General features: G+C 56.3%; 21 protein-coding genes. 8 read left to right on the forward strand and 13 right to left on the reverse strand.

Annotated elements, in window-relative coordinates; all coding sequences use genetic code 11:
* Positions 1-239: 239 nt before the first annotated feature.
* On the forward strand, positions 240-1,184 hold the full coding sequence (locus tag PSEMAI1_RS21265; RefSeq protein WP_084612668.1) for a DMT family transporter: 945 nt from the start codon (positions 240-242) through the stop codon (positions 1,182-1,184).
* A gap of 377 nt (positions 1,185-1,561) precedes the next feature.
* Here the strand turns inward: PSEMAI1_RS21265 and PSEMAI1_RS0111040 are convergent, their stop codons facing one another.
* The 6 genes from PSEMAI1_RS0111040 to glmS all read right to left on the reverse strand — a co-directional run bounded on the left by PSEMAI1_RS0111040 (position 1,562) and on the right by glmS (position 8,222).
* Positions 1,562-2,428: a CoA ester lyase gene (locus PSEMAI1_RS0111040; RefSeq protein ID WP_024302937.1), complete on the reverse strand. Its 867-nt coding sequence runs from the start codon at positions 2,426-2,428 to the stop codon at positions 1,562-1,564.
* A complete protein-coding gene (locus PSEMAI1_RS0111045; protein ID WP_024302938.1) occupies positions 2,428-3,609 on the reverse strand; it encodes a CaiB/BaiF CoA-transferase family protein in 1,182 nt (393 codons plus the stop codon). The genes PSEMAI1_RS0111040 and PSEMAI1_RS0111045 overlap by 1 nt, the downstream gene beginning before the upstream one ends.
* A gap of 105 nt (positions 3,610-3,714) precedes the next feature.
* On the reverse strand, positions 3,715-4,965 hold the full coding sequence (locus PSEMAI1_RS0111050) for a methylaspartate ammonia-lyase (RefSeq protein WP_024302939.1): 1,251 nt from the start codon (positions 4,963-4,965) through the stop codon (positions 3,715-3,717).
* A complete protein-coding gene (locus PSEMAI1_RS0111055; RefSeq protein ID WP_036986274.1) occupies positions 4,962-6,410 on the reverse strand; it encodes a methylaspartate mutase subunit E in 1,449 nt (482 codons plus the stop codon). The genes PSEMAI1_RS0111050 and PSEMAI1_RS0111055 overlap by 4 nt, the downstream gene beginning before the upstream one ends.
* Positions 6,394-7,809, reverse strand: a complete 1,416-nt coding sequence (locus PSEMAI1_RS0111060; RefSeq protein ID WP_024302941.1) for a glutamate mutase L — start codon at positions 7,807-7,809, stop codon at positions 6,394-6,396. Before PSEMAI1_RS0111060 ends, PSEMAI1_RS0111055 begins: the two co-directional genes overlap by 17 nt.
* On the reverse strand, positions 7,806-8,222 hold the full coding sequence (gene glmS / locus PSEMAI1_RS0111065; protein WP_024302942.1) for a methylaspartate mutase subunit S: 417 nt from the start codon (positions 8,220-8,222) through the stop codon (positions 7,806-7,808). The genes PSEMAI1_RS0111060 and glmS overlap by 4 nt, the downstream gene beginning before the upstream one ends.
* Before the next feature lie 202 nt (positions 8,223-8,424).
* On the opposite strand from glmS, the gene PSEMAI1_RS0111070 reads away from it, so the two are divergent.
* The 4 genes from PSEMAI1_RS0111070 (at position 8,425) to PSEMAI1_RS0111090 (ending at position 14,056) form a co-directional block, all read left to right on the forward strand.
* The gene (locus PSEMAI1_RS0111070) at positions 8,425-9,357 is read left to right on the forward strand and encodes a LysR family transcriptional regulator (protein WP_024302943.1); all 933 of its coding nucleotides are present in this window, start codon (positions 8,425-8,427) and stop codon (positions 9,355-9,357) included.
* A gap of 433 nt (positions 9,358-9,790) precedes the next feature.
* Positions 9,791-10,900, forward strand: a complete 1,110-nt coding sequence (locus tag PSEMAI1_RS0111075; protein ID WP_369793188.1) for an S-(hydroxymethyl)glutathione dehydrogenase/class III alcohol dehydrogenase — start codon at positions 9,791-9,793, stop codon at positions 10,898-10,900.
* Positions 10,901-11,116: 216 nt separating this feature from the next.
* The gene (locus tag PSEMAI1_RS0111080; RefSeq protein WP_024302945.1) at positions 11,117-11,728 is read left to right on the forward strand and encodes a glutathione S-transferase family protein; all 612 of its coding nucleotides are present in this window, start codon (positions 11,117-11,119) and stop codon (positions 11,726-11,728) included.
* A 474-nt stretch (positions 11,729-12,202) separates the two neighbouring features.
* Positions 12,203-14,056, forward strand: coding sequence for a methyl-accepting chemotaxis protein (locus tag PSEMAI1_RS0111090; RefSeq protein ID WP_232219894.1), 1,854 nt, complete (start codon positions 12,203-12,205; stop codon positions 14,054-14,056).
* A 573-nt stretch (positions 14,057-14,629) separates the two neighbouring features.
* Here PSEMAI1_RS0111090 and PSEMAI1_RS0111095 read toward each other — a convergent pair.
* The 7 genes from PSEMAI1_RS0111095 to PSEMAI1_RS0111130 all read right to left on the reverse strand — a co-directional run bounded on the left by PSEMAI1_RS0111095 (position 14,630) and on the right by PSEMAI1_RS0111130 (position 23,430).
* Positions 14,630-15,712 carry a GlxA family transcriptional regulator gene (locus PSEMAI1_RS0111095; protein WP_232219895.1) on the reverse strand — a complete coding sequence of 361 codons (1,083 nt, stop codon included), beginning with the start codon at positions 15,710-15,712 and terminating at the stop codon, positions 14,630-14,632.
* A gap of 320 nt (positions 15,713-16,032) precedes the next feature.
* On the reverse strand, positions 16,033-16,968 hold the full coding sequence (locus tag PSEMAI1_RS0111105; RefSeq protein WP_024302948.1) for an electron transfer flavoprotein subunit alpha/FixB family protein: 936 nt from the start codon (positions 16,966-16,968) through the stop codon (positions 16,033-16,035).
* Positions 16,969-16,983: 15 nt separating this feature from the next.
* Positions 16,984-17,733 carry an electron transfer flavoprotein subunit beta/FixA family protein gene (locus PSEMAI1_RS0111110; RefSeq protein WP_024302949.1) on the reverse strand — a complete coding sequence of 250 codons (750 nt, stop codon included), beginning with the start codon at positions 17,731-17,733 and terminating at the stop codon, positions 16,984-16,986.
* Between the two features lie 78 nt (positions 17,734-17,811).
* Positions 17,812-18,939 (reverse strand): glycine betaine/L-proline ABC transporter ATP-binding protein, encoded by a 1,128-nt coding sequence (locus PSEMAI1_RS0111115; protein WP_024302950.1) that lies wholly within the window; start codon positions 18,937-18,939, stop codon positions 17,812-17,814.
* Entirely contained in the window at positions 18,932-19,819 is an 888-nt protein-coding gene (locus PSEMAI1_RS0111120) for a proline/glycine betaine ABC transporter permease (protein ID WP_024302951.1), read from the reverse strand. The genes PSEMAI1_RS0111115 and PSEMAI1_RS0111120 overlap by 8 nt, the downstream gene beginning before the upstream one ends.
* Positions 19,820-19,899: 80 nt before the next feature.
* Positions 19,900-20,898 (reverse strand): ABC transporter substrate-binding protein, encoded by a 999-nt coding sequence (locus tag PSEMAI1_RS0111125; protein WP_024302952.1) that lies wholly within the window; start codon positions 20,896-20,898, stop codon positions 19,900-19,902.
* A 495-nt stretch (positions 20,899-21,393) separates the two neighbouring features.
* A complete protein-coding gene (locus tag PSEMAI1_RS0111130) occupies positions 21,394-23,430 on the reverse strand; it encodes an NADH:flavin oxidoreductase (RefSeq protein WP_024302953.1) in 2,037 nt (678 codons plus the stop codon).
* Between the two features lie 152 nt (positions 23,431-23,582).
* Between PSEMAI1_RS0111130 and PSEMAI1_RS0111135 the strand changes: the two genes are divergently transcribed.
* The 3 genes from PSEMAI1_RS0111135 (at position 23,583) to PSEMAI1_RS21270 (ending at position 25,766) form a co-directional block, all read left to right on the forward strand.
* Positions 23,583-24,221, forward strand: coding sequence for a TetR/AcrR family transcriptional regulator (locus PSEMAI1_RS0111135; RefSeq protein WP_024302954.1), 639 nt, complete (start codon positions 23,583-23,585; stop codon positions 24,219-24,221).
* A 433-nt stretch (positions 24,222-24,654) separates the two neighbouring features.
* A complete protein-coding gene (locus PSEMAI1_RS21775; protein ID WP_156943124.1) occupies positions 24,655-24,801 on the forward strand; it encodes a hypothetical protein in 147 nt (48 codons plus the stop codon).
* The gene (locus tag PSEMAI1_RS21270; protein WP_084612669.1) at positions 24,798-25,766 is read left to right on the forward strand and encodes an Ldh family oxidoreductase; all 969 of its coding nucleotides are present in this window, start codon (positions 24,798-24,800) and stop codon (positions 25,764-25,766) included. Before PSEMAI1_RS21775 ends, PSEMAI1_RS21270 begins: the two co-directional genes overlap by 4 nt.
* Positions 25,767-25,810 lie beyond the last annotated feature (44 nt).

Raw genomic sequence — 25,810 nt, forward strand, 5'->3', positions numbered from 1 at the left:
TCCCTATTCCCGTATCCCCGGACGCAGTTAAGCTAGTGTGGCCGTCCGGGGGCGGCCACACTGGGTGAAGCGGTTCAAGATGGCGCCGGGCCTGCCGCGCCACCATCTGACACTCAAAGCGACAAAACCATCACCTACTCACCTAACCATTTGAGACAACACTCTTGGCGCCCTCTGCAATGGCCCGCTAATAGCCTGTGCGGGGCACAGTAAAGAATCACCACCTAAAGGAAAACATCATGGATACCCGTAAGCCACTTGACTTGCTGGCCGTATCTATCATGGGAGTATTATGCTTCATCTGGGCTCTACAACAGGTTGCACTGAAGTTTACTGCCAATGATATCTCACCGATGCTACAGATTGCTCTACGAGCAGGAATTGCAACAATTTTAGTGGCAATTACCATGCGGATTAAGGGTGAGTCGATCACATTTCGTGATGGCACATTCTATCCAGGCATTTTGACTGGAACTCTCTTTGCCCTAGAGTTTCTTCTTATCGCCGAAGCCCTTCGACTGACAAGTGCATCACATGTGGTGGTCTTTCTTTATACAGCCCCTGTTTTTTCAGCATTAGGCCTACATTGGCGCATACCGGAAGAAAAGCTGCAAAGCTTGCAATGGGCCGGGATTTTATTGGCACTCGCCGGCATTGCATTGACATTTCTTTTCCGAGCAGAAAACAAGCTATCCATTTTAACGATCAATCCTAGCGATACCTTATTAGGCGATGGGCTTGCCTTGCTGGGAGGGGCTGCTTGGGGAGTAGCTACTATTGCTGTTCGCTGCTCATCGCTAGCGGGCGCAAGCGCTTGCAAAACATCAATTTACTACTTAACGATAACGTTTGTTGTTTTGCTGTCAGCAGCGTTCTATTCAGGACAAGCAAAATTCAACAACAACGCAGTGGTTTGGATAAGCTTGGCCTTTCAAGCCATAATCGTGTCTTTTGTGAGTTTCTTTGGCTGGCTTTGGTTGCTCAAGAAATATCTGGCTTCAAGCCTGGGTGCCTTTTCCTTTTTAACACCAATGCTTGGCGTCGTTTTAGGTAACTTTTTGCTCAACGAGCCGATTGAATCGAGCTTCTTACTAGGGGCAATATTAGTCCTTACCGGCATCTCTTTAGTGATTGGCCACAATTACCTTGCCAAATTTTTCAACTCAAGAAATAGCCTATATTAATATTTTATAGGAGCGCCATTTTAAATAACTCACGTCAGCAATTGTCCGCATGAATACTCAACCCGAGCCGGGGATGAGTCAATCCCGCCAGATCTCGCTGCCGATATCTGTGGACTGAAACAAGATATTCCAATCGCGGTGAGAGTGCATACTGAATTTCCAAACAAAAAAAGAGGGAGACAATCTCCCCCTCCTCCAGGCCATCAGTCAGGATTACAACTACTCGGCAAGCTTGTCAGTCGGTTTGGCAATCAGTGCCTTCAGCCCTTTGTGACATCGGGCAGCCCATGCTCAGGCCCTTGCCTGGGGTCGAGCTTTGGAACCACTTGGCATACATCTTGTTGACCTCCCCAGACTGGTACAACGCCTTGATGGCGTTACCCCTGCTGATCGAGAGCAAGTAGTCTCTGCGCAAGCAGCACCACCGGCATATCAACCATTCGACCATCCAAGCTAACGACGCCTCCAGCGGCTTCTTCCGCGGCCTCTACCACACGCCTTGCCCAAACCACTTCTTCAGCGGTCGACCCTAGGGCTTTATGTACAATCGGCAGTTGCGCCGGGTGAATACAGAGCTTGGCACCGAAGCCGCCACGTCGTGCACGCAGAGCATCCTTTTCCAGGCGTTCGTGGTCTTTCCAGTCCACTGTGACGCCATCAATCGGCGTGGCCAAACCAGCTCGACGGGTTGCCAGCACAAACTTCAGTCGAACGGAAACGAGCTCCTGCTCATCAACGTCACAAGACAACCCCAGGTCGGCCTGGAAATCGAGATGGCCAAAAGCGAGGCGGAGGACTTGCGGCGCTCGAGCGATCTCGTCCATCGCATCCAGCCCTTGGACGGACTCGATGAGCGGAATCAGTACGCCCTCCTTGCCCATGGCCTCGGCCATGGGGCCTAGATCCGCCGCGTTCTCCGCTTTGGGAAACATCACGCCGCCGAGCCCCAGCTTCGACAGCTGCGACACAAGCGCGCGATCCTCGTCATGCCATCGGCTAGCAAAGGCGTTCACTCGCACCAGGATGCGGCTGCGCTCCTCGGCGGTCAGGGCCGTGAATCCTTCGCCCAGGGACTGGCGCGCCTCAGGCTTGCGCTCTGGCGCCACCGCGTCTTCGAGATCGATGACCACCGCACCGGGGCCGGCGCCGAGCGCACGCGCATACCGTTCCGGACGGTCGGCCGGTACAAACAGGAAGGTGCGTGCCAATGCCAATGGATGTTGCAAGTTCACAGCCGTCGCCATTAGATCGCTCCCGCCGCCCGCAGCGCTTCGATGTCCGCATCGGTTCTGCCGAGCGAGCGCAGAATGGCTTCGGAGTGCTCGCCGACGGCCGGGATCGGGTCCATGCGGTACTCGAACGCGCTATGGCGCCCTGGCGGGAGCAACGCCGGAATCACGCCGGCCGGCGATTCGACCTCGCGCCAGCGCTGGCGCGCCTGCAGCTGTACGTGATTCCACAGGCCGGCCATGTCGTTCATCCGGGCGTTGGCGATCTGGGCCGCGTCGAGCCGCTCCTGCACCTGCTGCGTGCTGAGCGTTTTGAAGGTCTCGACGATGATGGCGCGCAGCGCTTGCCGGTTTTCATTCCGTCGCGCATTACAGTCGAAGCTGGGGTTCTCCGCCAGATCCGGCTGTGCCAGCACGTGTCCGCAGAAGGCCCGCCATTCACGTTCGTTCTGCAGCCCCAGCATCACGGTCCCCCCGTCGCCAACCGGGAATGGCCCATACGGGAAAATCGTTGCGTGGGAGGCCGCACTACGCGGAGGCTGCGTGGCACCCTGATAAGCGTAATACATCGGGAATCCCATCCACTCACCCAACGCTTCCAGCATCGACACATCGATGTGAGACCCCTTGCCGGTTTTGCCACGCTGCAAGAGCGCGGCAAGAATCGAGGTATAGGCGTACATACCCGCCGCAATGTCGGCAATCGAAATCCCGGACTTGCAGGGATCGTCCGGGGTCCCCGTGATCGACAGGAAACCCGCTTCACTCTGGATCAACAGGTCGTACGCCTTCTTGTCTCGATAGGGGCCGTCCTCTCCATAGCCGGAAATGTCGCAAACAATCAGGGATGGGTATTTCGCCTGCAGCGTGTCAGACCCCAAACCCATGCGCGCGGCAGCCCCCGGCGCGAGGTTTTGCACCAACACGTCGGCGCTCGAAATCAGTTCCATCAAGATTTCCAGTGCCGCCGGCTGCTTGAGGTCCAAAGTCAGGCTTTCCTTGGAACGATTGACCCAGACGAAATGCGAGGCCTCGCCATTGACACGCTGGTCATAGGCACGGGCGAAGTCCCCTGCGCCAGGGCGCTCGACTTTGATCACCCGGGCGCCGAGATCGGCAAGCTGTCGGGTGCAGAAAGGGGCCGCTATCGCGTGTTCCAGGGAAATAACGGTAATGCCATCCAGCGGGCGTGTCATGGTGACTCCTTCGAGTGAATAGGTTTCCGAGCACCATCCCCCCCCAATGGCAACACGCTTGCCGCGCAATGGGCGATGGAGGGCGAGAGGTTTGCTCATCTGTGGTTATTCAGCCGCCCGTCTTGCCTGGATAAGCGCAAGGGTTCGCTGCATTTCGTTATTTACGATGTTCATGCCTTCGTCGAACCCCATGCCGGGTTTGACCAGCAGGCGCATCGGCCGCGCGGCCAGCGCCAGGTGCACGCAAGTGCGCGCCGAGACGTCGGTCTCGTTGCAGGTGCCGCCCTGATAGGCCTCCATGCCATGTTGCTGGCAGTGCAATACCGAATCGACAATGTTGTGGATGCCGCCGAGATCCGGGGTCTTGATCTGCACCATGTGACAGCATTGCGCGGCGGTGAAGTCGACGATGTCCTCGTAGGTGTTGCACCATTCGTCGGCCACCAGCTTGACCGGCGAGCCGATTTGCCGGAGGCGGCGCGTGATATTGGCCATGGTCTCGATCTGGGCTTCTTTGCTGCCGACATCGACCGGACCTTCGATGTACAGCTCGAGCGACCCGGCCGCTTTTTGGAGGCTGGCGATGTAATCGGCCATCATGGTCGGATCGTTATCGAAAATCAGGCCGATGGTGCCGTAGACATCGATGTGCAGGGTCGGACGGTAGTGGCTGTCCGGCCGTAGCTGCTCAACACGATTGGACAGCCAGCGGATGTAGGCCTCGAGCTTTTCGCCCTGGAAGCCGAGCTTGTCCGGCACGTTGTTGATCAAGCCGTGCGGCAGCGCATCGACGCGCTTGAGCAGCATCTTGTCGACGGCGCTGTAGCGATCGTCGCCGCTCTGCGCGAACAGCGGAATGGGCGCGGCGATGAACGGCAGACCGTATTCCTCGAGCAGGATTTCGGTCTTGGTTACCTGGCGGGCCAGCGCGCTGGCGTCGAGCAAGGCCTGGGTGATGCCGTAGCGGAGTGCGGTGTGCAGCCGCTGCCCTTCGATCTCCAGCGTATCGAAGTAGCGGGCATTGGCGAGGAAACTCGCCACCGAGCGCCCTTCCAGCAGCGGCTTGATGTGCCGTTCCAGGAACGGGATGAAGTCCTTGGCCAGGAACAGCGGGTCGCGACCGCCGGCGCCGGAGTACTGTACGGCGGCGCAATCGCCGAGCGCCACCGCGCCATTTTCCAGCAGCAGCATGACCGACACGCATTCGCCGGCCTGGCGAACGGTTTGGAATCCCTTGGTGACGGGCTGGCCGAGGTAGACGAACCCGTCGTGCCCGGCGCCGTTCTTGATCGCCTGTTGGTCGTCGAAATAAAACGAGGAATAGCCCGGGACGAAAAGGGCCTGTACGATATTCATTGGGGTCTCCCGATCAGTCTGCTCTTGGAAACGGCGTAGATGTCGTCTACGACCATCTGGAAGGACGCGGCCCGCCTTTCCGCTTTGGCGCGCTCTGAAATCTTGTCGTGGTGGTAGGTCAGCACATCGTCCGGCAGCGGCACCTTGCCCGGGTCGAACAAGCGAATCGCGCCGACGTTGTCGCGCACCGGCAGCAGTTTGCCGGCGTTGCAGGTGGCTGGCGCAAACGGCACGTCGAGCACCCCTGCTTCAAATGCTCGAACGGTACCCACGGCGATATCGCCCTCACCCAGTTCGAACACCTTGGACAGCACCGCCCGGACCTCGCGCTTGATGAGTTCCACTTCCTGGTCAAGCACCGGGTTCTCCGGGAATGCCTGCTCACGCACCATGTTCAGGATTTGCGTGGTGGCATCGAGACCCTGCCTGTTGGCCTCTTTGGTCGGCACGCCGCTGGCCTCGTGCGGCGTTTTGACGATCAGCTTGGTGGCGCCGGACAAGGCCGCCATGGCGCTGCCCCAGCAAATCACCGAAAACGCACCGGATTCGTTCTCGGGGAAGCCGCCCATCCACTGGTGGAAAACGGTGCTGATCTGATAGTCGGTGAAGCCGGCCGCCTGGAAATACTCGTGGCCCAATTCGCGCAGCGAGCGGATCGCGGCGATATCCTGGATCAGGTTGCCGGCCTGGCCATAGCCCAGGGTAATGCACTTGCAACCCTGCTCCAGCGCCAACAAGCCCTCGATGATCATGATGGAATGCGACACGAAAGGAGGGACCAGGGTCGCGGACAGCGGGCCGAACGGCTCACGGTTGATACGCACGCCGTGTTCCTCGTAGAGCCCGATCAGGCGGTCGCAGTACTGCCAATGGCGCAACGACAGTTCGAGCGGCACCTTCTTGGCGTACGGCACGTTGTAGGAGATGCCGCCGCCCTCGTAGGCGGTGAAACCGGCGGCCAGCGTGATATCGGCCAACAGCCGGGCGTCCGGCGTGCCGTGGCGCACCTGCACCGGCTTCTGCAGCGACTCGACCACCCGGCGGCACTCCTGCAGGCCGTGATTGACCGCGGGAAACCCGTTCAGCAGCGAGGTGCCGGCCGCCAGCGAGCGGGCCACCCCCTCCGCCGCCTTCTCATAGTGATTGAGACGGGTGTAGGCGTCGATGGTGGTTGGCAGCACGTCGCAGGAGGGTTCGAGGTATTGCAGCAGCTTGATGTGCTCGTCCACCAAGGCCACGCCGGCGCGCGGCTGGCGCAGCGTGCGCCCTTCGCGGTCGGCGCGGGCCAATGCGCTGGAGAAGCGCTTGTGCTCGGGGATCGCCAACTGGTAGCGCACCCCCTCCTCGAAATCGACCTCCTTGCCGGTGGGCCAGGTCTGAGCCACCACCGCGCGTTCGCTCAGAAAGGTGTCCATATCCAGCTTCTGGTTACGCAACTGCTGCATGTTCTTTCCTCGATTGTTCGACCAGCAGATCAATTCCGGCCTGGGCGGCCGCCGCCGGCACTTCGCGCGCCAGGTTGGCCAGCAATGGAAACAGGTATTGTTCGTCACGGTAGTAATCGAACTGGCCGGGCAACAGCACGGTACGGCCGCGGTTATCGACGATATGGTCGGAGAACCAGTTGGCCGGTACGAAATCCGCTGCCCGCGCCAGCCAGCCGCCCGATCCGATCACCTTGGCGACGCGCGACAGATTGCGCCCCACCTGCACCTTGACTTCGCCGTCGGGGGTATACACCGGCGCCATGCGCCCGACGTGCCGCGCGGCGGCATGCCCGACGCACAAGCCGGCCAGCAGCGTGTCGAGACGCTGATCGCTGTAAGTGTTCGGCAGATAGTCGGGGTGCGCCGTCAGGCGGTCGGCATACTGCGCGAGCGTCGCCTTGTCGATGCCGGTCGTGGCCAGCGCCTGGCTCAGCACGGCGGTGCCGAGCTTGCAAACGGCTTGGGACGAGACGCGCATGCCCAGGTCGCCCTCGACCGTGCGCTTGACCTCCGGCTCGGGCAAGCCGCGGCGCACCACGCCGGCAGTCGCGCGTTCGCGGTGCGCCGAGTAGACGTCGGTGGTCGCGCCGCCCATGTCGAACAGCAGGAAATCGTCCCAGCCCGGCACGTGCCGATGGATCGCGCGCGTGTATTCGAGCACGGCAAACGGCGTCGGTAACGGTTCCGCGCCGGTCAGCGCCATGATCGCGTCCAGGCCCTTGCCCTTGACGATCGTCTCGAGAAAGATGTTGCGGATCGCATCGCGCGCCGGATCGGGGTTCGGCTCGTTGAAATCGGGCAGCAGATTGGCGACTACCTGCAAGCGCTTCCCCGCCAGAATGGCGGCCACCTCGTCGGCGATCGCCCGGTTACCGGCGTAGACGATGTCGCACGCGATGTCCGAGTCGGCGATGGCCCGGGCATTGGCCAGCACATAGTCGGTATTGCCGCCGTCGGTACCGCCGGCAAACAGCAGGATGTCCGGCGGGTTTTGCTCTAGCCTCGCGATGTCGTGGCGGGTCAGGGTGTAAGCAAACACCTGGGTGAGCTTAGCGCCGGCCGATTGCGCGGCAATCTTGCCGATCTCCAGCGTCACGTCCGGCACCAGCCCGATCGCCGCGACCGCCAGCCCGCCCTTGGCGGACGAGGTGTAGCGCAACTTGAGCAGGCCATTGCGCAGCATGGCGAGCGGATCGCCGACCGTGATCTCCTCCAGCACCGCAAAAAAGGCTTCGCTCAGATTGGCGACGGTGGTCGGCCGGGCCGCGCGCTTTTGCAGCCGGACCCGGTTACCCTCCACCGAGAAGGTGGCGCCCTTGGTCCAGGTCGAACCGATATCCAGGGTAGCGACGATCATATGCGGGCCTTGATGTCGAGTTTCAGGTTGGAAGCGACTTCCGTCAGATCGCAGGTCGGCGGAAACACGCGGTCGTAGCCCATGTCCTTGAACAAGGTCTCGACTTCGCTGAACTCGCGTTTGCCGATCACCAGATTGCCGCCCACGTAGAGCACGATCTTGTCGAGGCCGCGCTCGAGGCAGCGCCCGCGGAAGCCGGCGCAGTCGATTTCGCCGTGGCCGTAGATGGAAGAGACCAGAATGGCCTGCGCGCCGGTCTCGATCGCCGCATCGATGAACTCATCCTGGCTCACCATGACGCCCAGGTTGACCACCTGAAAGCCCTCGCGCGACAGCACGTTCTCGATAATCTTGTTGCCAACGGCATGGCAATCCGATCCGATTACGCCCAGAACAATTCTTGACTCTTCCATGTTGGGTTCCATTCTCCTGAGTTCACGCCATGCACTGCAGCAGACCGGGCCACGCCGCACGTAACCACCCAGTTGGTGCGAAACGCGCAACCAAGTGCTTGTGGCGAATTTGAGCTATCTGTTGATAGCAATGTATATAAGGGGTTAAACGCTGAGCAAACGATGTATATTCAGCACATAGTGCGAATTTGGAACTAACTCGATGCGTAGAAAAATTCCGGGCACGGAGCTGCTGATTGCGTTTGAAACGGCGGCCAGACACCAGAGCTTCACGCGGGCCGCCGAAGAGCTGTCTTTGACGCAGAGCGCGGTCTGCCGTCAGATTGCAGCGCTGGAGGATTTTTTGGGCGTGCAGTTGTTCGACCGGGTCAAGAAGCGGGTCACCCTTTCGACCGCCGGCCAAACGTATGCCAAACAGATTCGGTCCACCTTGTTGCAACTGGAACGCGACACCCTGTCCGTGATGGCACACCAGGGAATGGGTGAAGTCCTGGAGCTTGCAGTGATTCCGACCTTCGCCACGCGTTGGCTGATACCGCGCCTGGCAGACTTCCAGGCCGGGCACCCCACCATCACGCTCAACATGACCACCCGTGCCGAGCCGTTCATCTTCACCGACACGCCGTTCGACGCAGCCATTCATTTTGGCGAAGCCGTATGGCCGGGGGCGGAATCGGAATACCTGTTCGGGGAGGAAATGGTGCCGGTATGTGCTGTCAGCCTGCTGGGGGGGACTACGGCCATTAGCCCAGAGCAGCTCGCGCAGAAGCCCTTGCTGCACCAATCGGCGCGGCCCGACGCATGGCGCGAGTGGTTTGGCGCGGCGGGAGTATCAAACGTGAATGCCTTGCGCGGGCCGCGCTATGAGTTGTTCTCGATGCTGGTGGAAGCGGCGCGCGCCGGACTGGGGGTGGCGCTGGTGCCGCGCTTCTTCGTGCTGGGCGAGATCGCGGCGCGGGAACTGGTGATTCCATGCCCGATATCGCTGCAAAGCCAGCGCGGCTACTACCTGGTCTACCCGGAAAATAAAGCCAAATCGGCATCTCTTCAGACTTTCAGAGATTGGCTGCTTGCTCAGGCCATTGCATATCGACGTACAAGCACGATCGCACGCAATAGCTCAGAAGAAGGCTAGGTGTCGCAGATCGTATCTGTCGAAGCGTAATCAACTACGGCTTCTTAGCGAAGTCCATCTCTTTTCCCAAGTACCTGTCTTTTAGAGACCAAGGTTGGAGCGGAAAAGCTCCCGCCCAACCAACGGTATGACGCTTACAGCACCGACTTGACAGCCCCCGCCTCGGAGCGCGCCCATCACGGTCGAGTTATCCTTGCCCACCTTGTAGACAGGTTCTTGGCTGGTTCGCTCGAATCAGCTTTTCCATCTTCACCTCCTCCATGAGGCCAGTAACCGTCGGAGGTGACTGAAATCATGAAACGTCCCGCTGATTTCAGCCATCTCTCCGTCGGTTTCAGCCAATTTTGGGTCCTCCCGACTTTCGTCAGCCTTCAGAGGCTTAGTATCACTCGCATAACAGCCCATTCCTTTCCGATCATCGTGAGGAGACTCTTTGATGAAAACCAAAGCCGCCGTAGCCTGGCAATCCGGCTCTCCGCTAACTATTGAAACCGTCGATCTGGCCGGACCTAAAGAAGGGGAAGTCCTGGTCGAGATCAAAGCCACCGGCATTTGTCATACCGACTACTACACGCTGTCGGGCGCCGACCCAGAAGGCGTTTTCCCAGCGATTCTTGGCCACGAAGGCGCCGGTGTAGTCGTAGATGTTGGGCCGGGAGTGAAAAGTTTGAAGAAGGGTGACCATGTCATCCCGCTCTATACCCCAGAATGCCGCCAGTGCAAATTCTGCCTGTCACAGAAAACCAACCTTTGCCAAGCCATTCGTTCTACCCAAGGTCAGGGCTTAATGCCAGACGGCACCAGCCGATTCTCCCTGGATGGCAAACCCATCTTCCACTACATGGGAACGTCGACCTTCTCCAATTACACCGTGGTACCTGAGATCGCGCTGGCAAAGATTCGCGAGGACGCCCCCTTCGACACCGTGTGCTATATCGGCTGTGGCGTCACCACCGGCTTGGGAGCGGTCATCTTTACGGCAAAGGTCGAAGCCGGCGCCAACGTGGTGGTATTCGGCCTCGGTGGCATCGGTCTCAACGTGATCCAGGGCGCCAAGCTGGTAGGCGCCGGCAAGATTATCGGCATCGATATCAATCCGGCGCGCGAGGAAATGGCTCGCAAGTATGGCATGACCCATTTCATCAACCCTAAGGATGTGGACAACGTAGTCGACACCATCATCCAGTTGACGGACGGAGGAGCTGATTACTCGTTCGAGTGCATCGGTAATATCAATACCATGCGCCAATCGCTCGAATGCTGCCATAAGGGTTGGGGCCAATCGATTCTGATCGGTGTTGCCGCTGCTGGGGAAGAAATCCGAACCCGCCCTTTCCAACTGGTTACCGGACGTGTGTGGAAGGGCTCGGCCTTTGGAGGCGCACGCGGACGTACCGATGTGCCGAAAATTGTCGACTGGTATATGGAAAACCGCATCAGCATCGACGACATGATTACCCATCGACTTAGCCTCGAACAAATCAATGATGGTTTCGACCTGATGAAACGCGGCGAGTCGATCCGCTCTGTGGTGATTTACTAGAATTTTGCATTGCTGGCACTGAAGCGGGCCTTCCTACTAGGAAGCCGCTGACACTCCGGCATCACTACCATCACGACCACGTTTACTATTTAATTTCCTCGTTTATTGCCGATCTTTTGGCATTTCACGCGAGGATACTAGATAGCTGGCACGACAGCCCACATGCGATGTGGCCCAATAATCGCTGTACCTTCTTAATCTAAGGAAACATTAATCATGCTTCGATTGTACGACTTTGAACTATCAGGTAGCTGTTACAAGATTCGTCTGTTCCTCAATATCCTGGGGCTCGACTATGTAAAGGTAGAGGTCGACTTCATCAACAAGGAACATAAAAGCGATCGCTATACTGCCCTCAATCCGTTCGGTGAGATCCCGATTTTCGAGGATGGCACCCTGCGTCTCAGAGATGCCCAGGCTATTCTTGTGTACTTGGCCAAGAAATATGACCAGACGAACCAGTGGTATCCGGAAGATGCAGAATCCGCTGCGCGCATTAGCCAATGGCTGGCCACCGGCGGCGGCGAGATCATGAATTCGGCCGGTGCCCGCCTGGTCAAGATTCTGAACTACCCACTCGACTTGGAAAAACTCCAGGCGGGAGCAAACCGCGTCTTCAAAATACTGGATGACCACTTGGCCGACAAAGAATGGCTGGAACTCGGCCATCCCACGATAGCCGACATTGCCTGCTTCCCCTACACCGCAATGGCTGGAGAGGGCGGAATCGACCTTACGCCCTACCCTAATGTGCTGAAGTGGATCGAACGTATTAAGCGGTTACCCAACTTCATTCCGATGCCTGGCATACCCGCCATTGCTGATTGACCTCACTATTATTAACCTGGCCCTTAGATAACCTGGTCAAGTTAAGCCGAATTCTGACTTAACAACAACACCAAGCCATTGGCACTTAAGGGCCGGGTTAATAATTATCATTCGAATCTGGCGCGTAAACAAAGGGCTCTTGATGCACTCCATCACGAAAGCCATACCCCTCCTCTTTGCTCGCAATGCCCCCTTTTCATAGTGTTACGCCAGTTAAGTACCATGCCAGGCAACAAGCTGCAAAACAACCACGTAGGGTATTCACCCGCATAGACAACCTTTTAGACGCGGCGAACTACTCTGCCACTCTCCCTGACCATCTACCTTCTACTACCCATTATTCTTATCGTCTTATCTGATGCGGCACCGCACTTAGCAACGGTACGCCGATCGACATGTTGTGTCTCCAACCTAATACTCGTGATGACAATAAACAAAAGAGGAGAAACTCTCATGCTCACCTTAAGAGCAAGGATGCTTACCTTCGTATTGATGATCTTAATGACCATTTCGCTTTTATTTGGTGGTGTAGCATACTGGAAAATGCGAGAGGCGCTACTTTCATCGATCAGTGAACAGGTCATTCAAACAGCTCACAACAAAGTCAGCTTTATCACAGAATGGGTTGCCACACGTCAGAATATCGTTAGTTCATTACTGCCTCACTTTGACGAAAACAACATGACGCCGGTGCTTGACCAAACTCGGGATGCTGGCAATTTTGATGACGTCTATGTAGGTGAGCCCAACAAAAAATTCACACAGTTTTCCAAGGCGCCTCCTGTTTCAGCTGATTTCGACCCTACGGTACGTCCATGGTATCTGGCTGCAAACAACAGCCAAGAAGCAGTAGCTACCGACCCCTATCGTGATTTCACTACCGGTACGGCCGTTATTACGTTCGCCCGTGCTTTACGCAATAGCAGCGGCCAACTGATTGCCGTGGGCGCTGGAGACGTTTCGCTACAGCGCGTGACAGAAGAGGTAGTCTCATCCAAATTACCTGGAAACGGATATGCCTTTTTGCTCACTTCGGAAGGCACCATCATTGCACACCCTGCCAAGGCGTCGGAAATGAAGAAAATCGGCGACGTCATCCAAGGCTACGATTTAAACGGCATCAGCAAGGATGGCTCGTTACAGACCGTCAATGTGAATGGGGAATCCACCATGACAGCGCTCTTCCCTGTCGGTAAGACCGGTTGGTTGCTCGGTGTGGTGGTGCCGGTGGCGGCAGCAACCTCATCCATCACCAGCATGATCACGCTGATGCTGGGGCTACTGGTGGTGGTGTTGGCAGTAGCCAGCGTGCTGGCCATTGTGGGTGTCGGCCGCATGCTCTCGGGTCTGATCGAACTGCGCGATGTGATGCATAAGGTGGCGAGCGGGGAAGGCAATCTCAATGTTCAGTTACCTGTCCACTCTCACGATGAAGTGGGGCAGATTGCCGAAGCTTTCAACATGTTTGTGCGGAAGCTGCATACGACGTTTCTGTCGGTTCAGAACGATGCCGATGCGTTGGCCAGCGATTCCTTAGTCCTTAACGAGGCGGCAGGCAGGATAGCCGTCGACTCCCGGACTCAGTCGAATGAGCTGTCGGCCAGTGCCGCGACCATCGAGCAGATTACCGTCAGCATCAATCACATTGCTGCACATGCCGATGAAACCGAGGTGCTGGTCTCTGCGGCAAGAAATCACTCGGCAGAGTCCTTCCAGGCGATGGAAAAAGTGGCCGGTGAAATCCAGTCCATCGTGTCCACGGTCGATGCATTGCAGAACTCCATGGGCGATTTGGCTTCGTACTCCGAGCAAATTCGCGGCATCGTGGCCGTGATACGAGATATTGCCGACCAAACCAATCTGCTGGCATTGAACGCGGCCATTGAGGCCGCACGCGCTGGCGAGCAGGGACGTGGATTTGCCGTGGTGGCGGATGAAGTCCGTAAGTTGGCAGAACGCACGGCGGCGGCGACAGTAGAGATCGCACAGATGATCAACAGTGTGATGAGCCAGACCGAAGTCGCCATGGGGCACACCAACAACGTGAATGAACGGGTGGCCAACGGCGTGGCGCTATCGCGTGAAGCGGCAGAAAAGGTGGGGCAGATCAACCGTAGCACCGAGGACATTGCGGCCCGTATCTCAGAGATATCCACCTCCACCAAGGAGCAGAGTGTCGCTACGACTTCCATGGCGCAAAGCGCTGAGCGTATCAACAGCAAGGCGCTGGAAAGCGACGAGAATCTGCAGCAGATCTTGAGCATCATCCATGATTTGTCGCAGCGAGGCTCAGATCTTAGGGGCTTGATTTCGCAGTTCAAGCTATAAGGCTAGTTTCTAAGTATTCGAAGACCTGGCTGGGATATGTGACATTGACGCTTATAGGAAGCCCAAAAGGTCTCTTGTGAGTCAACTAGCCAGTTGGTTGGACTATCCCGGGGTTGATAGCGTCCGTCAACGCCCTGCCTCAGGAAAGAGCAAAGTATCCATGTGTCCACCAGAAGTCTGGTGGACACGATACTCCCAAGAGTCCCAAGGCAGTTCAATGTGGTCGGGCTGAACGCTTACACCACAGCCAGTCCAGTTGCGCTTACGCGCAACGCGCCCTGCCAGGCGCACAGAAAAAAACCCCACCACCCGTTAGAGTGGCGGGGTAAACACACTCCCACCTGGTTACTACTCAAATATGATCAACAAATCCTTTTTGTTGATCAGATGCTTCGCACCACCCTCTCCTCCCGGGTCATTTCGTACCGCACGCATCCAGGCCAAAGAACCGCAGCGTTATTCTGTATGCCGTGGAATTGAGATTGTCTCGAAAGAGAAAGCTCATGACTGTTGCGATATCCCTGGGAAGGCCGTGACCCTTATTCATTCATGTAAAATTGATCGACCTTCTATTCACGCAGGGCTCATAAGGCTTGCACTAGCTGAGCTGTGATGAGCCCGTAGCTCGACTCCTGAGGTTCCAAAGCGCTCGCGATACGCGCTTGGGGACACTCCCAAGCGCCGCTGGAACACCCTACGCATGTGATCGTCCGAGCTAAAACCACTGCGGGCTGCGATTGACTTGAGGGGCAAACCGATGTCCTCTAGCAGCCTGCGTGCCAGTTCGAATCGCGCAGTCTCAATGAAGTGAGCCGGAGCATGGCCGGTTTCACGGGTAAAAAGGCGTGTAAAATTACGCTCACTCATAGCCACACGCTTTGCCATATCCGGGATAACGAACTTATGATCGAGGTTTTGTAGAATCCAATCCTGTAGTTCTCGGATAGTCGGGTGGTTAATCATCTGACTCCCCAGATGCGTACTAAACTGCGACTGCCCACCCGGGCGCTTCAGATAAACCACTAGGTCGCGCGCCACCGCCAAGGCGATGTCTCTTCCCAGGTCTTCTTCGACCATCGCCAAAGCGAGATCAATACCAGCCGTCACCCCCGCTGAAGTCCAAATATGGCCCTCCTTGATGAAGATCGCATCGGAGTCAACGTTGACCCGCGGATAACGGGTCTGGAGCAAGTCAGATACGCTCCAGTGAGTGGCGGCACGTTTATGATCCAGTACTCCAGCGTCAGCTAGGAAAAAGCTCCCCGAACAGAGAGAGACAAGTCGAGCTAAACGATGAGAAACGTTGCGGACCCAATCGACAATCTCTGGTACAGCCTTGAGAGCCTTCTCAATTTGCCTGGCACCAACGACGATGGCGATATCGGGCAAATCATACTTACTCAGTGTTTTTGTGGCTTGCAGCGCAATCAAGGTGTCCGATTGGATAGTGCCGGTGACGGTTGAGACGATACGCAAATCATAGAATGGCGGACGCTTGAGAGAGGCAAGTTGCGTATTTGCATAGTCGAACACGTTGATGAGTTCTACCGCCTCTATCGCCTTGAAGCCGGGATAAATCACGATCTCAACAGTCCGTAACTTCCCAGTAGGAGCGGCATCCATATTGGCTTGAGTGCAAAGTCTGCTTTGTTGCATGAATCACTCCGAGGGTATGTTTCCCAAACCCCAAACACATTTCCTTCATCGCCACTGACTGAAGCGTGGTCAAGGAAGTAAAGCAATTCAGGATTGCTGCACAGTTTTGCAGTTCGGCAACTTGACGGACAAAGCCACTGACCATGACATAATCCGCAGGCTGTTTGAAACCGCGCATATTGATCTTGGCCACTTTTCTGCTGTGATACCGCTCCATTTCATCTAGATGATTCGCCCCCGCTACCGCATTAATATCCGCAATTCTGACATCGCTGCATGACCGTCACGCGTACCATATGCACCATCTAGGGGCGTTTGGGTTATGCGAGCTCGTCCAGCAGTTCCGGCACAAGCGTGAACAGGTCCCCCACCAGACCATAATCCGCCACGCTGAAGATCGGCGCTTCCGCGTCCTGGTTGATCGCCACGATCACCTTCGAACCCGTCATCCCCGCCAGGTGCTGGATCGCCCCCGAAATGCCCACCGCGATGTACAGCTGCGGCGCCACGATCTTGCCGGTCTGGCCAACCTGGTAGTCGTTCGGAACGTAGCCGGCATCGACCGCGGCACGGGAGGCCCCCAGCGCGGCTTGTAGCTTGTCCGCCAGCGGCTCCAACACCGCCGTGAAGTTCTCGCCACTGCCAAGACCCCGGCCGCCGGAAACGATGATGCGGGCCGACGTCAGTTCCGGACGGTCCAGCTTCGTCACTTCACGGCTCACGAACTGCGAGCTGCCAACCTCCGCCGCCGCTTCGATTTTCTCGAGGCTCGCACTGCCGCCTTCGGCCGCCACCGGGTCGAAACCCGTTGCACGGACGGTGATGACCTTGATCGCATCGCTCGATTGCACGGTGGCAATCGCGTTGCCGGCGTAGATCGGGCGCTTGAACGTGTCCGCACCGACGACGGCCGTGATATCCGAAATCTGCGCGACATCCAGTTTCGCCGCGATGCGCGGCGCGATGTTCTTGCCATAGGCGGTCGCCGCGACGAGGATGTGCGAGTAGTCCTTCACGATGTTCAGCGCCGTCGCCTCGACGTTCTCTGCCAAACCATCGGCCAGTTGCGGCGCATCCGCCAGCAACACCTTGCCGACCCCGGCGATCTTCGCCGCCGCATCGGCCGCCCCCTGGGCCTGGTGGCCCGCGACCAGGACGTGAATGTCGCCGCCGAGCTTCGTCGCGGCCGCGACCGTGTTCAATGTCGCCGACTTGATCGACACGTTGTCATGTTCGGCAATTACCAGAATCGTCATCTCTGTCCGCTCCTCTTACAACACTTTGGCTTCTGTTTTCAGCTTCTCGACCAGCGTTTTCACGTCCGGCACGATGATCCCCGCGGCCCGTTTCGGCGGTTCTTCCACCTTCAGTGTCTTCAGGCGCGGTGTGACGTCGACACCCAGGTCCTCCGGCTTTACCGTATCGAGCGGCTTCTTCTTCGACTTCATGATGTCCGGCAGCTTCACGTAGCGCGGTTCATTCAGGCGCAGGTCGGTCGTCACCACGGCCGGCAAGGTGAGCGACAACGTCTCGGCGCCGCCGTCCACCTCGCGCGTGACGGTGGCGCGGCCGTCCGCGACAGTGACCTTCGACGCGAACGTGGCTTGCGGCAGGCCCGCGAGGGCCGCGAGCATCTGGCCCGTCTGGTTCGAGTCATCGTCGATCGCCTGCTTGCCGAGGATGATCAGCTGAGGCTGTTCCTTGTCGACCAGCGCCTTGAGGATCTTGGCGACGGCGAGCGGCTGTACGTCGTCGTCCGACTCGACGAGGATCGCCCGGTCTGCGCCCATCGCGAGTGCGGAGCGCAGCGTCTCCTGGGCCTGCGCCACGCCCACCGACACCACGATCACTTCTGTCGCCGCGCCGGCTTCCTTGAGTCGTACCGCTTCTTCCACGGCGATCTCGTCGAACGGGTTCATCGACATTTTTACGTTCGCGAGGTCGACGCCCGTGCCGTCCGACTTCACCCGGACCTTGACGTTGTAGTCGACCACTCTCTTCACTGGGACTAATACTTTCATCTCTATACTCAATTCGTTACCAAACTATTGGTAGAAACAAGGTTGCCATGGGACTGGTATGTGGGATGTACATGTGGCTCATCTCGACGCTAGCTTGACCGCACCACCAGCACCCTCCGTTTCACCCGACCTCGAGTGTCCACTACTCACCCAGGGCTGTTCCGCGCCCCCTCCCAAGGTCGCCGACATGATCTTCTCCAGACTGAGTACACCCATACAGTTGCCCGAGTCATCGATGACGCCGATTTCCGTTTCGCCGGCCTCGACGAGTCGGCGTGCAGCTGCTTCCAGGGTCGTCCCCATAGGCACGCTCACACGAGGCTTGAAGGAGGACGCTCCGGCTCGCGCCATCACACTATCCACAAGCAGCACCCGTCCTCGATTCACTTCTTTCACAAAGCGGGAGATATAGTCGTCCGCCGGATTGAGCACGATCTCTTGTCCGGTCCCCTGCTGTACCACCTCACCATCACGGAGAATGGCAATGCGGTCGCCTAGTCGTAACGCCTCGTCGAGATCATGGGTAATGAAAACAATCGTCTTCTTGATCTCCTTCTGGAGATCTAGCAGCACCGTTTGCATGTCCACTCGGATCAACGGATCAAGTGCGGAATAGGCTTCATCCATGAGAAGGATCGGAGCATCATTGGTCAGCGCTCGTGCGAGGCCAACTCGCTGCTGCATCCCCCCGGACAACTGGTTCGGGTAACGCTTTTCAAAGCCCGACAGTCCGACTCGCTCAAGCCAACGCATGGCCGAGTCAACCTGCTGTTTGTACGGTATACCCTGGATTTCAAGCCCATATACCGTATTTTCAAGAACCGTACGATGGGGTAACAGCGCAAACTTCTGGAACACCATCGCGGTCTTATGTCGCCGAAATTCCCGAAGGGTGCGTTTGTCCATCTTCACGACGTCGATACCATCAACAAGAATTTCGCCTGCAGTCGGTTCGATCAGGCGGTTGATGTGGCGAATCAGTGTCGACTTGCCCGAACCAGACAGCCCCATGATGACTTGGATGCATCCCGCCGGCATCGTGATATTGATGTTTCTCAACCCAAGGACATGGCCATGCTGACGGTTGAGTTCGCTTTTGCTCATCCCTTGCTTGACACTGTCAACGTAAGCGGCGCCATTAGGACCGAAAATCTTATAGAGATTCTTGATCTCGATGCCATAGGAGCCTGAGGTGCGATCAACCATGAACGATCTCCAAGTGCTTTTGCAAACGCTTACCGTATGCTTGGCTGGCGCGGTCGAAGATGACTGCGACCCCAACAATCGCTAGGCCATTGAGGATGCCCAGCGTGAAATACTGATTCGCGATCGCCTTCAGAACGGGTTGTCCCAGGCCCTCAACACCAATCATGGCGGCTACCACCACCATCGCCAGCGCCATCATGATGGTCTGATTTATCCCTGCCATGATGGCCGGAAGTGCCAGAGGTATCTGCACATTCTTGAGTTTTTGCCAGAACGAAGAACCAAACGCGTCTGCCGCTTCCAGGACCTCCACATCAACTTGCCGAATGCCAAGGTCGGTGAGCCGAATGATCGGCGGGACGGCATAAATAACCACCGCAATCAGGCCGGGAACCTTGCCGATACCAAGTAGCATCACCACCGGGATCAGATAGACGAAGCTCGGCATCGTTTGCATGATATCCAGGATGGGTTTGATAATTCTGCTGGCACGATCCGAGCAAGACATCAGTATGCCGAGCGGTATGCCAAATAGAATAGACACGATGGTGCTGACCAAAATCATCGAGATGGTCCTCATCGTATCTTCCCACATGCCGAATAAGCCGATAGCCATCAGAATAACGACAGATCCGGCAACAATCTTCATGCTCCTGCTAGCCAGCCACGCTATCGCTGCGATCAATGCGACAATGATCGGCCATGGGGTAGTCGTAAAAAAAGCATCCGCTGCATTCAGAAATTTCTGAAGCGGCGAAAAAAATGTCTCAATTCCTTCGCCGTAATTAGAGCTGAAGGCTCGATATTTGTCATCGACGGCTTGTTTTAAAGTAAAAAGAGTTATTTCGTCTAACTGAGGAAAGTTTTTGAACCATTCCATGACAAGCTCCCGGATATCATTCGATATCGCTCAAAGCGAACGCAGAACTCCATCGTTCTGCGTTCGATGCGGATTAAGTCTTACAGAGCGGCTTTCACCTTCGCTGCGACTGCGGCTGGAACCCATTTGGTCCACACGCTCTCACGCTCTTTGAGGAACCGCTTCGCCGCATCCTCGCCGCTTGCCTGGTTATCGGTCATCCAAGCGAGCACCTTATTCACCTCGGCATTCGAGAATGAACGTGCCTTCAGATAATCGATAGCCGGTCCCGCGCGTTTCGCGAAATCGGTGGTCACGAGAGTCTTGGGAACTTGTGCCGGCCAATCATTGGGCTTGGGATTCGGGCAGTCCGCCACCGTTGTGCAGCGTTTCCACTCCGCGGCATCATGCGGTACCGAACGAAGCTTGACCATCTTGTATTTACCCAGAAGAGCGGTCGGGGCCCAGTAATAACCAAGCCAGCCTTGCTTTCGTTGGTAGGCCTTGATCAGCGAACCATCCAGCGCGGCAGCCGAGCCCGTCGCGACCAGCGTGAAGCCGGCATTCTTGGCGTTGTTGCCCTTGAACAGCTGTCCCGTGATGACCGTCGAACCCCAGCCTTGCGGTCCGTTGTATACCGCCCCTTTCGAAGGATCCTCTGGTGCCGGGAACAGCTTTGGCTGCTTGAGTGCATCGGCTATCGTCTTGATCTCCGGATGTGCATCCGCAATGTATTTCGGGATCCACCATCCCTCTACATAGCCATCAGGCAACACGTTTACGGTAGCGATTAGCCTCTTCTCGCTCAGCCCCCGTTCTATCACAGTGGGCGCCAGGTTAATTGCGGCTTCGGGAGCAATGTCAGGCTTGCCCTTCTCCGCCATCGAGGTAAGGGTCGGAACCGTATCACCCGTGATCAATTGCGCGTTACAGCTGTAACCTTTACTGAGAATAATCTTGTCGATGTTCGCCAGCAGCTCTGCGGATTGCCAGTTCATGCTCGCGATAGTCACATCGCCGCACTCAGCTGAAAATGCATAGCCTGCCGATGCACAAAGTACAACGCCCAAGCTAACCGACTTCGCCATTGATGTTTTCATTTCTCTACCTCTCCTTTGAAGGATCTGTTCTCCGGTACCACCGTGCTTAAAGATAGCCAGCAAATCGCCCCTCCTGTTCAGGATGATCTCAAACCCTGCCTTCTTCGAGCATTCTTAATAGTGCCGCAACACCATTATAGTATACAAATTTAAATTTTAGGATACCAACAGCCATGCGGTTAGCGGCATGCCCACCTCACAAACGGGATGCCTCCACCTCTCAAGACAAACAGGGCCCTCGATCTGCGTCCGATGCAGATCAAGTCCACCAGCTCGCCCTTCGCGGCGACTGCGTAAGGAACCCATCTGGGCCACACGATCTCACGCTTTTTGAGGAAGCTCTTAGACACATCCTCACCGCTCGCCTAGTTATCGGTTATCCAAGCTACCGCCTTATTCGCCACACCCACACTTAGACCGACTACACATTGCAGTATCAGCACCGGCATTCACCAACATCTGTCGGTGCTGATCTTCCACCGATAATGTCGTCGATTAAATATCTTTCATCAGCCTCAGCGCATCATATACAGCCGCATGCGTATTTCGACCAGCGACAGCATCGCCAATACGGAATAGTTGGAATTTTCCAGCTTCATTCGTGTTGACTTTCTGCTGACGACCTTCGATAAGGTCACCATAATCGACCGCGCCGAGGTTCGAGGAAAGTGGCTTCAGATCAAAATACAGACTATCGTTCGGAAGCGTGCCATGATTCACAATGATTTGATCATAGCGTTGTTCTTTGCGAATACCGCCGTAGTCACTTCCGATCACGGCTACCAATTCGTTGCCATCGCGCCTTACTTCATCGAGCGTATAGGTAACGGTAAATGTCACGTCTTTATTTTGCAGAGCCCGCATATAAGGCACCAGGTTCATCGCCATCACTTCAGGGGCAAACGACCGGTCTCGTGTCATAACCTCAACCTTCCCGCCCGACGCGGCGATAATCTCAGCAGCTTGCAAGCCTGCGTGATCACCCGCGTCATCATAGATGAGAACATTCTTACCCAGCTTTATACCTCCCGAGATAATGTCCCAGGCAGATAGCACCAAGTCATTGCCTTCTTTCAACACTTCGGTGTGTGGCAACCCTCCGGTCGCAATCACAACGACATCAGGGCTTTCCTGAAGCACCGTGTCTGCTTCCGCCCACGTGTTGTATTTGAAAATGACACCCTTTGCCTCACATTGCGCGAGCCGCCAATCGGTAATGCCCAACATTTCTCGACGTCTTTCACTTTGGGCAGTTAGCAAGATTTGCCCGCCGACCTTGCTTGCAGCCTCGATGACGGTAACGTCATGACCTCGCTCGGCAGCAACACGCGCCGCCTCAAGACCAGCTGGACCAGCACCGACGATGACGACCTTGCGCTTGACGTCAGCCTTGGGAATATCGTGCGGCATTGTCTCCTCACGCCCAGTGGCTGCGTTATGAATACAGAGGGCCATACCACCCTGATAGATCCGGTCGAGACAGTAATTCGCTCCGACACAGGGGCGGATTTCATGCTCCCTCTTTTCGATGATCTTGCGAACAATATGAGGATCCGCAAGATGAGCACGAGTCATCCCAATCATGTCGACCTTGCCTGACGCGATCGCATAACGGGCAGTGGCCACGTCCTGGATTCTTGTCGCATGGAACACGGGGAAACGAGTGGCCGCCCGGACTTCGCCTGCCAGTTCCAGATGTGGGGCGCTGGCCATACCCATGATCGGAATCTGATCGGTCAAGCCGGCATCGGTTTCAATATGGCCGCGGGTAACATTCAGGAAGTCGATCAGTCCACTGTCTTTCAGACGATGCGAAATCTGGAGCCCTTCTTCCTTGCCGTAACCGGTAGCGCAATCCTCGTCCGCGACATATCTCACGCCGAGGATGAACTCAGGGCCTACCCGTTCCCTAACTGCACCCAGCACCTCCAGTGAGAATCGCATCCGATTCTCAAGACTGCCACCATACTCGTTCAGGAGTTCGTTGCTCATTGGCGACCAGAATTGCGAAAGCAGGTGACCAAATGACTCAAACTCGACCCCGTCAACGCCACTGGCCTTCATCCGTTCCGCCGCATCAGCAAAATCTTTCTTGATGCGCTCGATATCCCATTCCTCGATGAGCTTCGGGAAAGCCCGGTGCGATGGTTCGCGGACATGGGTAGGAGCAACCACAGGCAACCAGTCAGCCTTATCCCACCGCGTCCGACGACCAAGATGAGTCAGTTGAATCATGACCGCTGCGCCGTGCTCGTGGCATGCATCGGTCAACTCACTCATCCAACGGACAACCTCGTCCTTGTACGCAAGGATGTTGTTAAAAACCGGGGGGCTATCCCTTGAAACCGCGGCCGAGCCCGCCGTCATCGTTAGTGCAAGCCCTGCTTTTGCCCGCTCCACGTGATAAGCACGATAGCGGCCCTTCGGCATCCCATCTTCCGGATAAGCAGGCTCATGAGAGCTGGTCATCAGGCGGTTCCGCAGGGTGAGGTGTTTGAGTTTGAACGGCTGGAGAAGCGGATCATTCGACATGTTTGGGCTCCAAATGAGGGGAGTAGTGAGCCTTAAGTTAGTTGACCTAGACACATGTGTCAACAATGACTAACACTAAAGTACACTCACTAGACACATGTGTATATTTCTACAACAGGCTTCTGCTAAACTTCTCGTGAACGAAATGGAGCATGGTGATGATCGAAACAGGATCGAGGGGCTCGCCTGACGTATGGCTCGATGCAGCTTACGAGGTGTTGATCCAGTCCGGCGTGGATGCCGTACGCATCTTGCCGCTGGCAAAAAATCTCAAACTCTCACGGGCAAGTTTCTATTGGTTCTTCAAGGACAGAGACGAACTCCTGGAGGGACTGCTGGACCGGTGGCGTAACAAAAATACGGGAAGTTTGATAAGGCAGTCTGAGGCATACGCAGATACGATCGTCGAAGGGATGCTGAACGTCACTGACTGCTGGTTCCGGAAGGAGATGTTCGATCCCAAGCTTGAATTCGCAATCCGCAGTTGGGCCCTTCAGTCCCCGACACTACAAGAGGAACTCCAGGCTGCGGATAACTTACGCATTGACGCAATCAAGCAAATGCTAATGCGCTTCGGCATGCCACTGCAGACAGCAGACGTCCGTGCTCGAGCGGTTTACCTCATCCAAATTGGATATATTTCCCTGCATACAAAGGAGGATATGGCAATACGGATGAAACGCATCCCTGAGTATGTGGCAATGTACACAGGGGTCTATCCTGAGCAACGGGAACTGGATCGCTTCTACTCCAGGATCGGCTTCGACACCGATTCAATGAAGGTTCTATAAATCAGAGATTAGGAGGGGCAGCCTTCCTGTATGCGATCACAGTAAGCTGCTCTGTGCGAAGTGCATCGGTACCGATGCCTGCCCTCCCAGAATGCTCCCCACTGACAAGGGGGGCTATTTTCACATCGACGTCGAATACCTGCCACAGTTACCCCACTAAACGTCCCCACGCTATCTATTTCGTTGCGATGGACCGTGACACCCGCTAAGTCTTTGTGCAGATCAAGTCGCACAAGACAGCAAGACCCTGGGCTTTCCTGACTGTTTTTACAGAGGACAATGTCGTGCCACGTCCGAAACTTGACAGCTACACAAGCAAATTTTAGTATACGATACACACAAAAAAGATACTAACAACCCATATTTATAATTCCCTCCCCTAACATGCCTGTTACTCCACCCTACTGTTGACACAAAAGGAGCCATTTCTGTCATGAATGGCATGTTGGAAACTGTTTTTACAGGCAATCTGACCGAGGAAGTTCAGGTCAGGAAATACAAGGGTGCCGTTTCCACAAGATTTGTTGCCAAGGGCAGCGAGTTGAACATTTTGCCGTTCAAATTGAGAGGAAGACGATGAGGTATGAAACGGAGGACGCTCGAGAAATTGCACGGCGAGCAGCGATAAATGCCGGTGCAAGTGATGACGTAGCCATTTCGCTGGCCAATGCAGTGGTCGCTGCAGAGTGGGCCGGCAAACCTTTGGTAGGCTTTGCGCACTTGGTCGACTATCTGGATGGTTTTGCCAAGGGGCGTATCGCTGGGGATGCGGAGCCCGAGATCACCTTTCCCGCACCGACGGCGATCCGGGTCGATGCAAAAGGTGGCATTGCGCAACTCGGTTTTGATCGGGCTTTCGACCACATTGTCGACCGTGCACACACGTATGGGGTTACGGTATTTGCACAGGCTAACAGCTATACGGTCGGAGAACTAGGCTACTACACCCGACGTTTGGCTGAAGCTGGACTGGTATCACTCGCCGTATGCAATGCAGTGGCTCATATGACAACACTCGAAAGTCGCAAAGCAGTCTTCGGTACCAACCCCCTGTCTTTCGCTGCCCCAGTTGAAAACGGTAAGCCATTCGTCATTGATCAGGCGACAAGCGCATCGGCTTTTGTCAACGTACGACAGGCTGCGGAACGTGGTGAGGCTATCCCCGAGGGGTGGGCTGTCGACGCAGCTGGAAATCCTACAACCGATGCGCGCGAGGCCGTAAAGGGACTGCTCCTCGCGTTCGGCGGTGCGCGCGGGGCCAACATTGCTTTCATTGTCGAAATTTTGGCTGCGGGACTGACAGGCGCAAACTGGTCGATGGATGCGCCTTCATTCTCGGAAGGAAATCAATCCCCCGGTGTTGGTCTCTTCATCGTTGCGTTTAAGCCAGATCTCCTTGCCCCCGACTTTGCCGCACGTCTAGCTTCACAGCTTGAACGACTGGCAGCGCAAGGCGTCCGAATTCCCGGAAGCCATCATACTGTCACTGAGCTTGACCTCCCCTCCTCACTCGTAGCAAAAATCGAAGGATTTAAGAGTTCCTAAATCCTGCCTACAAGTATCTAGACTATTAATGCTGAAGGAGGACT

The organism is Pseudogulbenkiania sp. MAI-1 (assembly GCF_000527175.1).
Classification (GTDB): domain Bacteria; phylum Pseudomonadota; class Gammaproteobacteria; order Burkholderiales; family Chromobacteriaceae; genus Pseudogulbenkiania.

Excerpts from the sequence above, each read along its gene's own strand:
- PSEMAI1_RS21265 (WP_084612668.1), top strand. The coding sequence starts at position 240 with ATGGATACCCGTAAGCCACTTGACTTGCTGGCCGTATCTATCATGGGA.
- PSEMAI1_RS0111040 (WP_024302937.1), bottom strand. The coding sequence starts at position 2,428 with ATGGCGACGGCTGTGAACTTGCAACATCCATTGGCATTGGCACGCACC.
- PSEMAI1_RS0111045 (WP_024302938.1), bottom strand. The coding sequence starts at position 3,609 with ATGACACGCCCGCTGGATGGCATTACCGTTATTTCCCTGGAACACGCG.
- PSEMAI1_RS0111050 (WP_024302939.1), bottom strand. The coding sequence starts at position 4,965 with ATGAATATCGTACAGGCCCTTTTCGTCCCGGGCTATTCCTCGTTTTAT.
- PSEMAI1_RS0111055 (WP_036986274.1), bottom strand. The coding sequence starts at position 6,410 with ATGCAGCAGTTGCGTAACCAGAAGCTGGATATGGACACCTTTCTGAGC.
- PSEMAI1_RS0111060 (WP_024302941.1), bottom strand. The coding sequence starts at position 7,809 with ATGATCGTCGCTACCCTGGATATCGGTTCGACCTGGACCAAGGGCGCC.
- glmS (WP_024302942.1), bottom strand. The coding sequence starts at position 8,222 with ATGGAAGAGTCAAGAATTGTTCTGGGCGTAATCGGATCGGATTGCCAT.
- PSEMAI1_RS0111070 (WP_024302943.1), top strand. The coding sequence starts at position 8,425 with ATGCGTAGAAAAATTCCGGGCACGGAGCTGCTGATTGCGTTTGAAACG.
- PSEMAI1_RS0111080 (WP_024302945.1), top strand. The coding sequence starts at position 11,117 with ATGCTTCGATTGTACGACTTTGAACTATCAGGTAGCTGTTACAAGATT.
- PSEMAI1_RS0111090 (WP_232219894.1), top strand. The coding sequence starts at position 12,203 with ATGCTTACCTTCGTATTGATGATCTTAATGACCATTTCGCTTTTATTT.
- PSEMAI1_RS0111095 (WP_232219895.1), bottom strand. The coding sequence starts at position 15,712 with ATGCAACAAAGCAGACTTTGCACTCAAGCCAATATGGATGCCGCTCCT.
- PSEMAI1_RS0111105 (WP_024302948.1), bottom strand. The coding sequence starts at position 16,968 with ATGACGATTCTGGTAATTGCCGAACATGACAACGTGTCGATCAAGTCG.
- PSEMAI1_RS0111110 (WP_024302949.1), bottom strand. The coding sequence starts at position 17,733 with ATGAAAGTATTAGTCCCAGTGAAGAGAGTGGTCGACTACAACGTCAAG.
- PSEMAI1_RS0111115 (WP_024302950.1), bottom strand. The coding sequence starts at position 18,939 with ATGGTTGATCGCACCTCAGGCTCCTATGGCATCGAGATCAAGAATCTC.
- PSEMAI1_RS0111120 (WP_024302951.1), bottom strand. The coding sequence starts at position 19,819 with ATGGAATGGTTCAAAAACTTTCCTCAGTTAGACGAAATAACTCTTTTT.
- PSEMAI1_RS0111125 (WP_024302952.1), bottom strand. The coding sequence starts at position 20,898 with ATGAAAACATCAATGGCGAAGTCGGTTAGCTTGGGCGTTGTACTTTGT.
- PSEMAI1_RS0111130 (WP_024302953.1), bottom strand. The coding sequence starts at position 23,430 with ATGTCGAATGATCCGCTTCTCCAGCCGTTCAAACTCAAACACCTCACC.
- PSEMAI1_RS0111135 (WP_024302954.1), top strand. The coding sequence starts at position 23,583 with ATGGTGATGATCGAAACAGGATCGAGGGGCTCGCCTGACGTATGGCTC.
- PSEMAI1_RS21775 (WP_156943124.1), top strand. The coding sequence starts at position 24,655 with ATGAATGGCATGTTGGAAACTGTTTTTACAGGCAATCTGACCGAGGAA.
- PSEMAI1_RS21270 (WP_084612669.1), top strand. The coding sequence starts at position 24,798 with ATGAGGTATGAAACGGAGGACGCTCGAGAAATTGCACGGCGAGCAGCG.